This is a genomic window from Rhizobium sp. CBN3, assembly GCF_030518245.1.
GTDB classification, from domain to species: domain Bacteria; phylum Pseudomonadota; class Alphaproteobacteria; order Rhizobiales; family Rhizobiaceae; genus Rhizobium; species Rhizobium aethiopicum_A.
Genome location: NZ_JAULSE010000008.1, coordinates 195,347 through 209,463, shown reverse-complemented (window position 1 = coordinate 209,463; position 14,117 = coordinate 195,347). Strand labels below are relative to the sequence as shown.

At 61.0% G+C, this 14,117-nt stretch carries 14 protein-coding genes; 3 read left to right on the top strand and 11 right to left on the bottom strand.

Going from position 1 to position 14,117, the window contains the following annotated elements; translation table 11 throughout:
- The first annotated feature begins 47 nt into the window (after positions 1 to 47).
- Positions 48 to 557, top strand: a complete 510-nt coding sequence (locus QWJ46_RS14830; RefSeq protein WP_302751840.1) for an HIT family protein — start codon at positions 48 to 50, stop codon at positions 555 to 557.
- Here the strand turns inward: QWJ46_RS14830 and QWJ46_RS14825 are convergent.
- The 9 genes from QWJ46_RS14825 to QWJ46_RS14785 form a co-directional block, all read right to left on the bottom strand.
- Positions 554 to 976, bottom strand: a complete 423-nt coding sequence (locus QWJ46_RS14825) for a type II toxin-antitoxin system VapC family toxin (RefSeq protein WP_302751839.1) — start codon at positions 974 to 976, stop codon at positions 554 to 556. The two genes, QWJ46_RS14830 and QWJ46_RS14825, sit on opposite strands and share 4 nt — an antisense overlap.
- Entirely contained in the window at positions 976 to 1,218 is a 243-nt protein-coding gene (locus QWJ46_RS14820) for a type II toxin-antitoxin system Phd/YefM family antitoxin (RefSeq protein ID WP_210631794.1), read from the bottom strand. The genes QWJ46_RS14825 and QWJ46_RS14820 overlap by 1 nt, the downstream gene beginning before the upstream one ends.
- Positions 1,219 to 1,380: 162 nt before the next feature.
- Positions 1,381 to 3,231 (bottom strand): DUF2264 domain-containing protein, encoded by a 1,851-nt coding sequence (locus QWJ46_RS14815; RefSeq protein WP_302751837.1) that lies wholly within the window; start codon positions 3,229 to 3,231, stop codon positions 1,381 to 1,383.
- A 74-nt stretch (positions 3,232 to 3,305) separates the two neighbouring features.
- On the bottom strand, positions 3,306 to 4,580 hold the full coding sequence (locus QWJ46_RS14810) for a sugar ABC transporter substrate-binding protein (RefSeq protein WP_302751836.1): 1,275 nt from the start codon (positions 4,578 to 4,580) through the stop codon (positions 3,306 to 3,308).
- A 40-nt stretch (positions 4,581 to 4,620) separates the two neighbouring features.
- Positions 4,621 to 5,346 (bottom strand): YesL family protein, encoded by a 726-nt coding sequence (locus QWJ46_RS14805; RefSeq protein ID WP_302751835.1) that lies wholly within the window; start codon positions 5,344 to 5,346, stop codon positions 4,621 to 4,623.
- Between the two features lie 20 nt (positions 5,347 to 5,366).
- Entirely contained in the window at positions 5,367 to 6,476 is a 1,110-nt protein-coding gene (locus QWJ46_RS14800) for an ABC transporter ATP-binding protein (protein ID WP_302751834.1), read from the bottom strand.
- Positions 6,477 to 6,492: 16 nt separating this feature from the next.
- Positions 6,493 to 7,665, bottom strand: coding sequence for a glycoside hydrolase family 88 protein (locus tag QWJ46_RS14795; protein ID WP_302751833.1), 1,173 nt, complete (start codon positions 7,663 to 7,665; stop codon positions 6,493 to 6,495).
- Positions 7,666 to 7,669: 4 nt separating this feature from the next.
- Entirely contained in the window at positions 7,670 to 8,506 is an 837-nt protein-coding gene (locus tag QWJ46_RS14790) for a carbohydrate ABC transporter permease (RefSeq protein WP_184456263.1), read from the bottom strand.
- On the bottom strand, positions 8,503 to 9,459 hold the full coding sequence (locus QWJ46_RS14785) for a carbohydrate ABC transporter permease (RefSeq protein ID WP_064812721.1): 957 nt from the start codon (positions 9,457 to 9,459) through the stop codon (positions 8,503 to 8,505). The genes QWJ46_RS14790 and QWJ46_RS14785 overlap by 4 nt, the downstream gene beginning before the upstream one ends.
- 224 nt (positions 9,460 to 9,683) lie before the next feature.
- Here QWJ46_RS14785 and QWJ46_RS14780 point away from each other — a divergent pair, with 224 nt between their 5' ends.
- Positions 9,684 to 11,477, top strand: a complete 1,794-nt coding sequence (locus QWJ46_RS14780) for a heparinase II/III family protein (protein WP_302751830.1) — start codon at positions 9,684 to 9,686, stop codon at positions 11,475 to 11,477.
- 52 nt (positions 11,478 to 11,529) lie between these two features.
- A complete protein-coding gene (locus tag QWJ46_RS14775; RefSeq protein WP_302751828.1) occupies positions 11,530 to 12,378 on the top strand; it encodes a carbohydrate-binding protein in 849 nt (282 codons plus the stop codon).
- Here the strand turns inward: QWJ46_RS14775 and QWJ46_RS14770 are convergent.
- Both QWJ46_RS14770 and QWJ46_RS14765 read right to left on the bottom strand, forming a co-directional pair.
- Positions 12,373 to 13,383 (bottom strand): GlxA family transcriptional regulator, encoded by a 1,011-nt coding sequence (locus QWJ46_RS14770; RefSeq protein WP_184456271.1) that lies wholly within the window; start codon positions 13,381 to 13,383, stop codon positions 12,373 to 12,375. The genes QWJ46_RS14775 and QWJ46_RS14770 overlap by 6 nt on opposite strands.
- Complete coding sequence (locus QWJ46_RS14765) at positions 13,376 to 13,945, bottom strand: isochorismatase family protein (protein WP_302751826.1); 570 nt, start codon at positions 13,943 to 13,945, stop codon at positions 13,376 to 13,378. The genes QWJ46_RS14770 and QWJ46_RS14765 overlap by 8 nt, the downstream gene beginning before the upstream one ends.
- Positions 13,946 to 14,117: the final 172 nt, after the last annotated feature.

Here is a 14,117-nt window from a genome sequence, read left to right as displayed (position 1 = left end):
TGGTCGCATTGTTGAGCACGCTCGCCGCTGGGAGGTGGAGGTTCAGAATGATCGATCGCCAACCCTTCGATCTCAACGCCTATGTGCGCGGCATTGCAGCGAAGCCATGCTTTATCTGCGGCTTGATCGAGAATGATCCGGCTTGCTTTCATCATCGTATTTTCGAAGACGATGAGACGATTATCTTCCTGAGCAAATATCCGACATTGCCCGGTTATTGCCTTGTCTGCCCGAGGGAGCATCGGGAGGATTTGGCGCACGATATGTCGACAGATGAGTATCTTCGACTGCAGGAGAAGGTGCACCTTCTGTCTCGGGCGCTGAAAAGCATCTTCGACGCCGAGCGAATTTACGTGCTTTCGCTTGGTAGCCACCAGGCCAACAGCCACTTACATTTTCATGTCGTTCCTTTGCCTGCCGGCGTGCCTCTTGAGGAGCAGCAATACCACGCGTTGATGGCAGAGCATGGCGTTCTGCAGATACCGGACGGTGAGATGGTAGAGATGGCCCGGCGGATCGCTGATGCATATCACGCAGAGGGGACTAATCGTTGTTAGACCTCACGGCGTTCGAGTGGCCCGAGGATGGTGATGCCTTCGTTGCGCGCCGCGTCCGCCATCTTTCGATCCGCTGTGGCCAGAGGCAGGCCATCCGCTTTCGCAAGGGCAACATAACTCGCGTCATATGCCGTGAGTGCATAGCGGTTTGCAAGATAAAGTATCATTCCGTCTCCTCCTGATCCGGCGTCCTCCAAGGACAGGCCCCGCAGTTGCGTCATCAGCAGCACCGCTTCGCCGGATCGAAGCCGTCCACGGCGCTCCGCCATCAGAAATAGATTACGGGTTTCGAACCAGAACAAGGTCGGTACTAATCCAACCGTCGTGTTGAGATCGGACATAAGCCGGTCGGCCGCATCGTGCTGCTCATCAGGGAGAAACCAGGCTGCGGCGATCGAGGCGTCAAGGACAAAGGTCATCAGTAACGTCGGCCTTCGTCACGCCACTCGCGGATTTCTTCCTGCGTCGTGAATTGACGGCTGGCACGTTGAGCTTTGATCTCGGCGATCAGTGCAGCGATATCGTTTTCGCGGCGAATGCGTGAAAGCCGAGCAACCGGCTTGTTGCCGCGGGAGATGATTACCTCTTCGCCGGCCTCGACCTTGGCGAGAAGTTCTGACAGATGGGTCTTTGCTTCAGCGACTTTGACTGTGACCGCCATGACGGCTTCCCCTGCTGTTGCGTTTATTATCGAGCGGGCGCCACAGCGGCCTGCCGATATCTTGAGCGATGATAGGCTTCGATTTGCAACTTGGTCAACCGCAAACCAACCTGCCGCGGGACAGCCTCAGGCCCGGGGTACGAGACGGAGGCAGGCTTTGAGCTACTGCTGCAGAGCGAATGCCGGCACCCGAACGCTCTTCTCGCGGAAGTGCCGCTCCAACTCACCAAGATCCGGGCAGGCCGGCGGGTTCTCCAGCGCCTGTGCCCAATTCTCCTGAACAGGCAGAGCCAGTGCCGCGGTGACCAGCAGGGTGGTTCCCGGGCCGATTTCGCCACGCAGCTGTGGCAGCAGGGTCTTGGCGTGGATGAGGTTGGTATTCGGGATCGGGCTCATCGCATGGCCGGTTCTCGGATGAAGCGAGAGATCGACGATGGCGCTGACGTCTGTCTGGCCGTACCAGATAGCACGGCCTTGCTCATGCTCGGACCGGTCGGCGTTGAAATCGGCGCGTTCGATCGCAAAGCCGCCCTCGATGGTGCTGAGCGCACGCGGCGTCGCGATGCGGTGGATGCGGATGTGCCAGGGGTTGGCGGGAAGCAACCAGGTTTCGATGGTGACGTCGTTCCAAGGCCGCCAGCGCGAATAGAGCCGGTCGCCCGCAATCTGTGCCTCGTCCATGGTTTCGCGCATGCGGAAATGAACGCCGTCGTCGGAGAGGCCGAGCATGCCGTCGAAGCTTGCGGCCGAAAAATTCCGGTCGTCGGCTTCGATGTTGAAGGCGTAGCGGGTGGAATAGACGAATTTCGAATATTTCTCGCTTGCGCCGCGCATCTTGTCGTGCTGCTGACCGGAAGAGAGCACGACCACATTTCCCGGCGTGTGCATGGCGACCATGCCGGCCGGCTTCAACGCTATCGGCGCGGGGAATTCCGGCTGCGACGTCTCTTCGGCGGTCCAGAACGGATGATCCTGGGGAAGGGCGAGCGGCAGGAAGAATTTCAGCGCCCAATAGGGCGAGCCGGGAGAGTTGTAGCTCTCGCTCATCAAGAGGTTCGGATAGCCATAGCCGATCGAGAGCACGCCGTCGCGATCGGCGATCGGCATCGCCGACCACCAGCGGATATGGCGCATGTAATAGCCCTTGATCTCCGCCCAAGGGAGGGCCGCCACCCCGGCGAAGGCGAGCGCGCCCCAGAAGCCGCCGGCGGCGAAGCGGTAGGTCTGGCTGCGGCCGAAGGCGAGTGCTGCGCCATCAGGGCCGAACCAGTGGCGGATATCCCCGGCGAAGATCTCGGCGCGATTGCGGAACCGGTTCTTTCGCGCCTCGTCGCCGCGCGCCAATACCGTGTAGATCAGGCCATAGAAATGCATGGCGAAGGGAATGTAGTGGTCGACCCGCCGCACCGGCCCGTCACGATACCAGCCGTCGCCGAGGTCGAAGGCTTCCAGCTCGTCGAGATAGGCGACGGTTTTGCCGTGATCGAACGCCACGCCGACGCGCTCAAGTCCGAGATCGATCAGGACGCGGAAGAATTTCCAGTTGTTGTCGATGAATTCCAGTTCGCGCGCCGCAAGAAGATAGGCGGCGACCGTCTTCTTCTGACTGCCGTCGAGCGGCTCCCAGATGTGTTCGGGCACCAGCGCCAGCGCAAAGCCGACGGCGGCGAGCTCGACCAGCCGCTGATTGCGGTCGGCCAGATCGCCCCAATATTCGGGATGCGCAGGATTGGTCCCATTCGCCAGTCCGCGTCGATAGAGGTTCCAATGCGGGAAGTGGCCGCCGCCCGCAGCGAGCGGAACGATGCCCCAGAGCGGGCGTGCAAATCCTTCGAGATCCGCTGCCGCCCGGTCGAAAATCGCGCCGGTAGCGCTAAGGCGCACACGGGCGCCGCCTTTGGAGAAATAGGGCAGAAGCGGTCTGAAGAGATCGATGACGGCCTTGGCCAGATCGTCGCGTGTCTTCAGCGGGTTGCCGGAAAGCGGATTGGCCTTGGTGGGATCGTAGATCATCGTCAGTCCGAATTTTTAAAACAGAACCGGCCGCGGGCGAAATGCTCACCCGCGGCCGCGTCGTCGTATAGCGCTTACTTGATGGCCTTCACGCCTTCGGTCATTTCCTTCAAGCCGTCGTCGACCGAAGTGTTATCGGTCATGATCGCGTCATGGGCGCGGTTCAGGACGACCTCGATCTTGGCGGCGTTCGGATTGACCGCCATCTCCAGGTAGGTCTTCGATGGTATCAGCGCTTCCTTACTGGCCGAGTCCTCAGGGAAACCAGGCGTCGCCGCGATCTTTGCACTGACGTCAGCGGTCTTGAGCGCGGGGAAGGTGCCCGTCGAGGCGATAACGGCTGCCCCTTCCGGGCCGGTGACGAACTTGATGAAGTCGAGCGCGGCTTCCTTGTGGGTGGAATTGGCGTTGACCGCCAGACCCGAGATCTGCGCAGCCGTCGTGCCGGCGGCCACGCCGTCCGGATGCGGGAACTTCACGATGCCCCAGTTCTTGCTCTTCGATTCACCGGATTTCACCTTGGTGATCTGGGTGCCGACGAACCAGGTTCCCATCGGCAGCATGCCAATCGTGCCGTTGAAGAAGAGCGCCGAATAATGCGTGTTCGACGTCTTCAGGAAGGCGTAGGACGGGATGGCGCCATCCTTCTGCAGGGCGAGCGCTCGCTCGTACCACGGCTTCAGAAAAGCGTAATCGCCATCGACGAGCGTGTGTTTTCCGTCGAGGATGCCGGGCAGCTGGACGGTTGAGCGCCAGGTATGCAGAAGCGCGCCATAGGTCTTGTTGGTGCCCATGCCGCCGGCAAGCTTCTCGGCCGTTGCGTCGAACTGCGCCCAGGTCATGTCATTGGTGGGGTAGGGAACGCCGGCCTTATCGAAAATGTCCTTGTTGTAATAGACGATCCAGAAGTCCGATCGGAACGGAATGGAATAGATCTTGCCGTCGATGGTCAGTTCCTCGATCAGGCCGCCATAGGGCGCCGGATCGATCTTCTGATCCTTCATGAAGCCGCTGAGATCGGCGATGTTGCCGGCGCGCACCAGGTTAGTGTAGCCGGGCACGTCCTTGACGGTAACGATGTCGATGTCCTTGGATCCGCCGGTCAGCTGCGTCGAGATCATCTGCTGGTAGTCCTGCGAGCCGAGGTCCATCGGCTCGAACTTCACATTGGGGTGCTTGGCCTGATAGGCCTCGATGAGCGGCTTGTAATAGGCTGTCTTGTCCCAGTCCCACAAAGCCCATTTCAGCGTTAAGGCGTCTTGTGCAAGTGCGGCGCCGGCCGTTGTTGCGGCCAAGGTGAAGCCCGCCACGGCGAGTTTCACCGTCCTCCCGAATTTATCCAAATACATTTCTGTTCTCCTTCCCTGGATCGTCTCTGGATCGATTGTTTTATGATGCGTTTGGTGCATGCGGTTTGCGGTGCGGCTGCGGTGTCTCCGGCTGGTCCAGAACCATCACCGCCGCCCGATGAACGCCGAATGCGACGGCGAACATTCCGAGTGAAAAATTGAAGGTCGCCGGCATGAACACGGAAACCGGATAGAAGAGGATATGCGCCAGCCACAGGGCAGCGTTGAAGGCCAGTGCCATGATCGCCGGAAGCGGACGGACGACGGAAGCGAGCGCGGCGAGACGAAGGAGCCGCAGAGCCGGCAGGTCGCGCATCACCATCAGCACGATGAAATGGCAGGCAGTGACCGCAAGGAAGGCGGTGGCGACAAGCGCCACGGCGAGCGGTGCGGCAAGAATCAAGTTGTCCCGCGCTCCGGTGCCATAGGTGAGCATCACATAGATGCAGATCGCAAAGGCCGCGGCCAGCGTCAGACCCCAGGCGGTAGCGCGCCAGAAATAACGCAGGAACGCTTCCGCGAAATCCCTGAGGAGATAGGTGTTGCGATCCTCCACCAAAGCAACCGAAACCCGCGCCATGGCGGCGAGTGCCGCCGGCAGCGTCACGACGAGGAGCGAGGCCAAGAGGAACAGGATGTTGAGCTTGACCATCTCCCACCATTCGCGGGCGAGGGTCTCGATGAACAGGGCAAGGCCGGTCTTCGCAGGCGCATCCTTCGGAATGCCCGGCCCCTCCTTCGTCCACATGTCCCGCAGCCACTGCATCGCCGTCTCCCGCTGGCGCCTCAGTAAAGAATCGAGCGTTCGGTTTCCTTGTCGAACAGCTGGGCATTGCTCATGTCCGCCACCAGCGTCGCCTCGTCGCCGATCGCAGGCCGGAAGCGCGGCGATACGCGAGCGATGAGATTGCGCCCGCCGGCGACCATGTTCAGATGCACTTCCGAGCCCATCGGTTCGGCAAGCTCCACCACCGCCTTGAGCGGCGCCAGGTTTTCGGGCGGAATGTCGGCCGGCGGCAGTTCGTGGAAGTTCTCCGGACGGATGCCGAGCACCAGCTCGCGGCCCTCGTAAGGGGCGATCCTGCGCTTGTCGAAATGATCGGGCAGCGGCAGTTCCCGGCCATCGAAGACGGCGATGAAGCCGTCGCCCCGGCGCCGAATGGTCGAGGGCAGCATGTTCATCTGCGGCGCGCCGATGAAGCCGGCGACGAACATGTTGACGGGACGGTCGTAAAGGTTCTGCGGCGTATCGACCTGCTGGATGTGCCCGTCCTTCATAACGACGATCCGGTCCGCCATGGTCATGGCTTCCACCTGGTCGTGGGTGACATAGATGAAGGTGGCGTCGAGGCGCTTATGCAGCTTGGTGATTTCGGAGCGCATCGTCCCGCGCAGCTTGGCGTCGAGGTTGGAAAGCGGTTCGTCGAGCAGGAAAACCGCCGGATTGCGCACCATGGCGCGGCCGAGCGCCACGCGCTGGCGCTGCCCGCCCGAAAGCGCTTTCGGCTTGCGATTCAGGAGATGGGTGATGTCGAGGATCTTGGCGGCATCCTGGACCTGCCTGTCGATGAAATCGCGTGAAACCTTGCGCAGCTGCAGGCCGAAGGCCATGTTTTTGTAGACGGTCATATGCGGGTAGAGCGCATAATTCTGGAAGACCATGGCGATATCCCGGTCCTTGGAGGGGACGTCGTTCATGACGTCGCCGCCGATCCGGAGCTCTCCGCCGGAGATTTCCTCGAGGCCGGCGATCATCCTCAGCGTCGTCGATTTGCCGCAGCCGGACGGGCCGACCAAAATGATGAACTCCTTATCGGCGATCTCCAGATCGATATCGTGGACGACGGTGAGTGCGCCGTAGGATTTGTTCAGCTCTTTAAGCGAAATGCTGGCCATCGGGTTTCTCCTCACGTCACCAATAGGAAGACCAGCAGCGCGAAAGGCGCGTCAAAGCTTCCATGTAATAATAATCTCCCCAGGAGACGCATTCATCGACGCCTTCGCCGCGGCAGGTGTTGAAGGGCGATTTCTTCGAATAGGTGGCGTGCAGCACCAGGCCGTTGGAGACGGTGGGGTCCCTGACCGCATAGTGGTCGGCAAGGCTCTTCATCATGCGCCGCGACAGTGTTCGGTAGCGCTCGGCGGCTTCGGGTTCGACGAGCTCGGCCATTTCAAGCAGGCCGCAGGCGGTAATCGAGGCCGAGGAACTGTCGCGCGGCTCGCCGTCGCCATCGGAAAAGACGAGATCCCAATAGGGCACCATGTCGGCCGGCAGCCGGTTGAGATAGAAGGCGAGCAGCCGGTCGAAGGTTTCTCGATATTCATCGATCCGCTCGTAGCGATAGGAGACCGCCATGCCCGCAATGCCCCAGGCCTGTCCGCGCGCCCAGGCGCTGTCGTCCCGGTAGCCCTGCTTGGTCGCGCCGCGCACAGGCGCTCCGGTGACCGGATCCATGTAGAAGGTGTGAAAGGTGGAATCGTCAGGGCGAACCGAATTGGCGAGCGTGGTGCGGGCATGAATGAGCGCGATCTCGCGGTATTTCGGATCGCCGGTCTCGCGGCTGGCCCAATAGAGGAGCGGCAGGTTCAAGAGGCAGTCGATGATATAGCGATATTCTTCTGCCTTGCCCTTGTGGCCCCAGGCCTGGATGAACTGGCCGATCGGCTGGAAGCGTTCGATCAGTTGGTCGGCAGCGAGGATCGCAGCCTTGCGGCCGTCTTCGTCTCCGACCAGCTTCCAGGCGGCGATGCAGGACGGCGAATAGAGAAAGCCCATGTCGTGGTGGTCGGTCTCGATCCGATTGACGATCCGATGCAGGAAGGACTGCACCTGGATCTGCGCCGCATGCCGGAAAACCGGATCGCCGCTATGTTCGAAGGCGAGCCACAGCTCTCCGGGCCAAAAGCCGGCGGTCCATTGGGTGTTCGCCACCGCCGGATAAAAATTTCCGACACTCGAATGGTTCTGCGAGGCGCAGGTGAACTCGGGAAGGTTGCGGCGAATCTGTGCAACGGCAAGATCGAGCGCGGCTTTTACCTCTGCGTCGGTGATCGGCTGCGGGGCGACGGATGACACGGCGTTCATGGATTTAACCCTTCAGTCCCGTCGAGGCGATGCCTTCGACGAAGAAGCGCTGGAGAGAGAGGAAGACGACGAGAACCGGAATGAGCGCGACGACGGAGGCCGCCATGATCAGTCCGTATTCGGCCGAATATTGCGAGATGAACATGCGCAGGCCGATCTGGACGGTCTTCAGCTCGGTCTTGGTGAGATAGATCATCGGCCCGAGGAAATCGTTCCAGGTGCTGACGAAAGTGAAGATCGTCAGCGTCGAGAGGGCGGGCTTCGACAGCGGCAGCATGATGCGTGCCCAGATCTGATATTCGTTCATGCCGTCGATACGGGCGGCCTCGCAGAGTTCGGTCGGGATCGACATGTAGAACTGCCGCATCAGGAAGACGCCGAAGGCGGTGAAGGCCTGCAGGCAGATCAGCGCCAGATGCGTGTTGTTGAGACCGAACTCGCGCATCAGCAGGAACTGCGGCACCATATAGACCTGCCAGGGCATGGCGATGGTGGCGATATAGCCGAGGAACAGCGTGTTCTTGTAGGGGAAGTTCAGCTTGGCGAAGGCGTAGGCCGCAAAGCTTGAGGTCAGAAGCTGCAGCAGCGTGACGATGATCGTCAGCTTCGAGGTGTTGTAGATGAAGAGCGCAAGCGGGATCTTCGTCCAGATGTCGACGTAGTTCTGCCATTGCGGCTGTGACGGTATCCACTCGATCGGGAAGGCGAAGACGTCGCGGCTGAGCTTCAAGGATGCCGAGAGCATCCAGGCGAAGGGCATCAGCATGACAATCGTGACGGTGATAACGATGGCATAGAGCAAGACCGTTTTGGCGGTCACCTTGCGTCCTGCGATCCTCATGCCTCGTCCTCCCTCTGACGGCGGAACTGGAAGACCGTGACGGCGAGCACGAGGAAGAACAGAACGAGCGCCACCATGCTGGAATAGCCGAGATCCCAAGAAATGAAGGCCTCGTTATAGATGTGGTAGACAAGAACCAGCGTCGAGGTGCCGGGGCCGCCCTGGGTGATCATGTAGATCTGGTCGAACACCTTGAAGGACTGGATCGTCAGCATGACGGTCACGAAGAAGGTCGTCGGCCCGAGCTGCGGCACGGTGACATGGATGAACTTCTGCCAGGAATTGGCGCCGTCGAGATCGGCGGCCTCATAGAGTTCGGCATTGATGCCCTGCAGGCCGGCAAGATAGATGACCATGTAATAGCCCATGTTCTTCCAGATGCCGAAGAGGATCACCGTAACCATCGCCCAGTGGCGGTCGGCCGCCCATCCCGGCATGTTCTTCGGGTCGAGTCCGAGCGTATAGAGGATCATGTTCACCGGCCCCATCTCGGGGTTGAAGATCATGTTCCACACGACCGCGACAGCGACCAGCGAGGCGACGTAGGGAAAGAACATTGCGGTGCGGAAGAAATCGCGCCCTACGATCTTCTGGTTGAGGAGAACGGCGAGACCCAGCGCGCAGAGCAATGTCGCCGGCACTGAGGCGACCGTGTAGATGATCGTATTCCAGAAGGCCGCGATGAAGGCCTTGTCCTCGAACAGTCGCCAGAAATTGTCGAGCCCCGCGAAGGTGATCGCGTTCGAGCCGTCCCAATGCATGAATGCGAGCGCGAAGGCGAAGAGGATCGGCCCGAGCGTGAAGACGGCGAAACCGAGGAAATTCGGCGCGATGAAAGAGTAAGCGACGAGCGCGCTGCGGATCTTGCGCTGCCGCTTGGACAGGACCGCCACCTTCCGGTCAGAAGTTGCCGGGGCGCCATCCGTTGCGATGATCGAATTCGATATGGACACCGATGCCTTCCTCCTGCGCGGATCTTCTGCGGCTGACGGCTTGTGGGTTTTCTCTGGCAGCCGCCGCCATTCTCCCCCCGACCAACGGCATAACACATATCTGGCACTGGTCAAACAAGTTCTGAATAGATCATACAAATTTTATGGCAGACGCTGGAAACATATGATAGGTTAGCATGGAGGGGCCACACGCTCGTGGCGGCATTTTCAGCGTGGTGAGGAACATGTTCAGCGAGATTTCAGGAGATCTGCCGGACAGCTTGGGCGACTTCAGGCCCGGAGCGGTTTCTTCCGATCGCGAGAGATGGAGCGAGGTGCCGCAGGCGATGCGCGACGCGGTTATTCGCGATGCCGAAGCCACACTTGCGCGGGCCTGGCCTCTGATCACGGCTTCGGATTACCGCGAATACACGACGAGCGGCAATCGCTCGCGTTTTGAAGAGCTTTATTTCACTCGGCGACGGATGCTCAATGATGTCGTGCTGGGCGAGCTCGTCGAAGGCAATGGACGGTTCCTGCCGAAGATCATCGACGGCATTTTCCTGATCGTGGAGGAGAGCGGCTGGCAGCTTCCGGCGCATAATGCCTACGAACGTGGTGGCCCGCGCCTGCCGCTTCCCGATAATTCACAGCCCGTTGTCGACCTCTTCGCCGCCGAAACGGCAGCCCTGCTCGCAACGATCGTCGCCCTGCTGGGCGAGGCGCTCGACGGCGTCAGCCCTGAGATCACCGTGCGGGTGGCGCGCGAGATCGAGGGCCGCATTATCTTGCCCTATATCGGGCGGCACTTTTGGTGGATGGGCCGTGGCAATGAGAGGATGAACAACTGGACAGCCTGGATTACCCAGAACATCCTGCTGGCGACCTTCTCGCTGAACACCGATCAGGCGACGCGCCGGGCGGTTGTCGAGAAGGCGCTCGCTAGCCTCGACGCTTTCCTCAAGGACTATGCAGAGGATGGAGCCTGTGAGGAGGGCGTACTCTACTATCGTCACGCCGGCCTCTGCCTGCATGGCGCGTTGACGGTTCTGGACGCCGCGGCGCCGGGCCTTTTTGCCGGGATCTGGCAGCAGCCGAAGATCCGCAATATGGCCGAATATATCGCCAACATGCATGTGGCCGGCCGCTACTATTTCAACTTCGCGGATTCCTCCGCCGTCGTCGAGCCCTGCAGCGCACGGGAATATTTGTTCGGCAAAGCGGTTGGTTCGCAGATGCTGGCGAACTTCGCCGCAGCCGACAGGGCTGCCGTCGAACACTCGCATTTGCCCGGGGAATGGAACCTCTGGTATCGCGTGCAGGAACTGCTGGCCGACCCGCAGATCCCGATCATCGAGCCGCGTGCGCTGTCGCGCCGTGACATTTTTTATCCCGGCATCGGCCTGTTTGTCGCTCGCGACGATCGGTTCTCGCTTGCGGTCAAGGGAGGCAACAATGGCGAGGGCCATAATCACAACGACGTCGGCAGCGTGACCCTCTACAAGGACGGGCGCCCCTTCCTGATCGATGTCGGCGTCGAGACCTACACGGCAAAGACCTTTTCGCCGCGGCGCTACGAGATCTGGACGATGCAGTCGGCCTATCACAACCTGCCGACATTCGACGGCGTCATGCAGTCCGCCGGCGAAGCTTTCGGCGCGTGCGACGTCGAAACGGAATTCGGTGAGAACCTGGCGCGCATATCCCTCGACATCTCGGGCGCCTATCCGGTGGAAGCGCAACTGCGCAGCTATCGGCGTGCCATCTCTTTGGTACGTGGACGCCATGTCGAGATCGTCGATAGCTATGACGGCGACAAAGCGGCGGTTCTGTCGCTGATGACATGCCTGCCGCCGACGATCACGCGGGACAGGATCGATCTTGCCGATCTCGGCAGCATTTTCGTCGACGGCGCCGGGCAGATCGAAATCGATGAGATCGAGGTGAATGATGTCAGGCTGAGGTCGGCCTGGCCCGAGAAGCTCTATCGGCTGCGCGTTCCGCTTGCCGGGAAGCTCATTAAATTGCGTATGAATTAAATAGTTAGAGCCTGATGCTGCCAGAAATCTTCAGGCTCTGAGGAGGACGAACATGGAATTGACGCTGAAGATCGTGGATGCCGATGGGTTCGTATTGGCAAGCGCCACCGGGCAGGATGAGACCTTCCTGGTCTATCGCCAAAGCTATCGCGAGGGCGAGCAGGTGATTGTGGAAGTCTCCAGGCCCGGACATGTCTTCCTCGCGCTGGACAGTGCGATCCAGCCCAGCCTGGTCTATATGAAGCAATGCGCCTATGCGCTTGCGGTGCCTTTCGGCGACAAGCGCAAATCTTATTCCCCGAACGCGTTCAGTGGCGATATCCACCGGCTGTCCGTGCGCTGCGCGCGCCCCGAGGAGATCGCCCATCGGCGCAATCTTGCGCTCAATCCCTGGGACGATCACGCCAATCGAGCGCTATTTCCGCATGCGCGCGCCAATGTCGAAACCCGAGGCGAAGCGGTCTTTGCCGCCAGAAACGCCATCGATGGCGAAAAGGCCAATGACGATCATGGCTTCTGGCCCTATACGAGCTGGGGTATCAATCGCGATCCGCAAGCGGCGCTGACGGTGGAGTTCGGCAGGCCGGTCCGCGTCGACGAAATTGTCTTCTACCTTCGCGCGGACTTCCCGCATGATTCCTGGTGGGAAGAGGTGAGCGTCACCTTCTCGAGCGGCAAGACCTCTCGTTTTCCGCTCGTTAAATCCGGCGCGGCGCAGGGCTTTTCCATCGAGCCCTGCATCATCGAATGGATCGAGCTGCACGGCCTCATCAAGGCTGAGGACATCTCACCCTTTCCGGCGCTGACGCAGATCGAGATCTGGGGTACGGATGTAGCCGGCGCTGCAACCCTCGGCGTCGAAGATGAGTTCGGGCGCGCGCCCCTTTCTCTTACTCTATGAGCCCACGGCCGGTTTCGTCCGGGCCGCGCTCGGCGGGCTGTCATGCAGGCGGTTCCAGGCGCGGCGCAGTTGCCGGGCCGAGCCGAAGCCGGCGCGCATTGCCACGGCCTCCATATCCAGCCTTGAGCCGGCGAGCATCTCGCGGGCGAGCGCCACGCGCATGCGGTTGACGAAATCCGTGACGCTCATGCCGGTGTGTTCGTTGAACAGCCGTGAGAGGTTTCGCGGGCTGGCGCCGCTGAGGCGCGCGAGCGAGGTGACCGACCAGTCGCGGGAAGGATCGGCGGCGACTGCATCCTGGACGCGATGGATAGCCGGGTGGATATGGTTGCGGCCTTCGAGCCAGGGCGAAAGCTGCGGATCCGAGCCGCCGCGCCTGAGATAGACGACGAGATATCGCGCCACCGCAAGCGCGCAGGCATGTCCCGCGGCTTCGGCAACGATGTGCAGCATGAGGTCGATGCCGGCGGTGATACCGGCGCTCGTGAGGCGCTCCCCATCCTCGACGTAGAGCCGATTGTCCCGGATGCGCGCGGTGGGCGCAAGCCTTGCCAGGTCCTCCATACAGCCATGATGGGTGGTGCATTCGCGGCCGTCGAGCATTCCGGCCTCGGCGGCCAGCAAGGCGCCCGAGCAGATCGAGGCCAGCCGAACGCCCGGGCGAATGGCCCGCTTCAGCCAGGCGACGATCGCGGCCTGGGCGGCGCGGTCCTCTTCGTCCCACGGACGATTGTTCTCCATCGGCGCGTCGGCGCTACCGGCGATGACGACAAGCGCCTGATCGGGCAAGCGCTCCGGCAAGGCGGCGACACCAGTCACCGCAAGGCCGATCGAACTGCCGACCGTTGCCGACGGACCGATATAGGTGACGCTGAAGCGCACCGTCTTCTGTTCGAGGTTCGCCTTGCGCAGCACTTCGATCGGCCCGGCGACATCGAGCAGCAGCACGCGCGGCGGCACGACGACGTAGACGGGAATATCGAAGGGCTGCGCTGTATCAGTCATGCCGCGAGTTGCTCTCCGCGCCCGCCAGCGCCTGTTCGACGGTTGCGATCCGGGCGAAACGGCCCGACAGGACCAGTTCCGTCCGGCCGCGGATTTCCCCAGCGCTCCATGTGCGTCCCGATGCGTCGGTCATCGGGAAGGTCAGGGTCGCTTCGCCGACGTAGTCGACTTGATAGCCGAGATCCGAGGCATGACGGGTCGTGGTCTCGCAGCACTGTTCGGTGCGGATGCCGGAGACGATGATGCGGCGAACGCCATTCCTGGTCAGCCACACGTCGAGGCCCGAACCGACGAGTGCACTATGACGGTTCTTCCTGAAGATCGCTTCGGGAGCGATCCTGAGCGGGGCGAGCGTTCTGACGAGGCCTGAGCTTTCCGAAAACGGCCCGCTTCCATCGACATGAAAGATCTGGATGACGGGTATTCCGCGGGCTTCTGCGCCGTCGATCAGAGCCTGCTGGCGTTCGATATAGGCGGGTGCGAGGCCTTCATCCCAATAATCGCGCTGCCGGAAGGATTCCTGGGCGTCTATGACGAGAAGAATGGTTTCATGGGCGGACATTTCTTGCTCCTTAGCGGTTGATCATGAAGCCATATTCGACGATATGAAGACAGAGGAAAATGCACCTGCCGGACAAATAGCGGACAATTCGCGCCAATAGTTGTCGAGTGCGGCCCCACGCCGGGAGCGACAACGCGATAGGCACGCTTCCGCCAAGCCCTCTGCACATGCT

Excerpts from the sequence above, each read along its gene's own strand:
- QWJ46_RS14820 (WP_210631794.1), bottom strand. The coding sequence starts at position 1,218 with ATGGCGGTCACAGTCAAAGTCGCTGAAGCAAAGACCCATCTGTCAGAA.
- QWJ46_RS14780 (WP_302751830.1), top strand. The coding sequence starts at position 9,684 with ATGTTCAGCGAGATTTCAGGAGATCTGCCGGACAGCTTGGGCGACTTC.
- QWJ46_RS14795 (WP_302751833.1), bottom strand. The coding sequence starts at position 7,665 with ATGAACGCCGTGTCATCCGTCGCCCCGCAGCCGATCACCGACGCAGAG.
- QWJ46_RS14770 (WP_184456271.1), bottom strand. The coding sequence starts at position 13,383 with ATGACTGATACAGCGCAGCCCTTCGATATTCCCGTCTACGTCGTCGTG.
- QWJ46_RS14815 (WP_302751837.1), bottom strand. The coding sequence starts at position 3,231 with ATGATCTACGATCCCACCAAGGCCAATCCGCTTTCCGGCAACCCGCTG.
- QWJ46_RS14775 (WP_302751828.1), top strand. The coding sequence starts at position 11,530 with ATGGAATTGACGCTGAAGATCGTGGATGCCGATGGGTTCGTATTGGCA.
- QWJ46_RS14800 (WP_302751834.1), bottom strand. The coding sequence starts at position 6,476 with ATGGCCAGCATTTCGCTTAAAGAGCTGAACAAATCCTACGGCGCACTC.
- QWJ46_RS14810 (WP_302751836.1), bottom strand. The coding sequence starts at position 4,580 with ATGTATTTGGATAAATTCGGGAGGACGGTGAAACTCGCCGTGGCGGGC.
- QWJ46_RS14790 (WP_184456263.1), bottom strand. The coding sequence starts at position 8,506 with ATGAGGATCGCAGGACGCAAGGTGACCGCCAAAACGGTCTTGCTCTAT.
- QWJ46_RS14830 (WP_302751840.1), top strand. The coding sequence starts at position 48 with ATGATCGATCGCCAACCCTTCGATCTCAACGCCTATGTGCGCGGCATT.
- QWJ46_RS14765 (WP_302751826.1), bottom strand. The coding sequence starts at position 13,945 with ATGTCCGCCCATGAAACCATTCTTCTCGTCATAGACGCCCAGGAATCC.
- QWJ46_RS14825 (WP_302751839.1), bottom strand. The coding sequence starts at position 976 with ATGACCTTTGTCCTTGACGCCTCGATCGCCGCAGCCTGGTTTCTCCCT.
- QWJ46_RS14805 (WP_302751835.1), bottom strand. The coding sequence starts at position 5,346 with ATGCAGTGGCTGCGGGACATGTGGACGAAGGAGGGGCCGGGCATTCCG.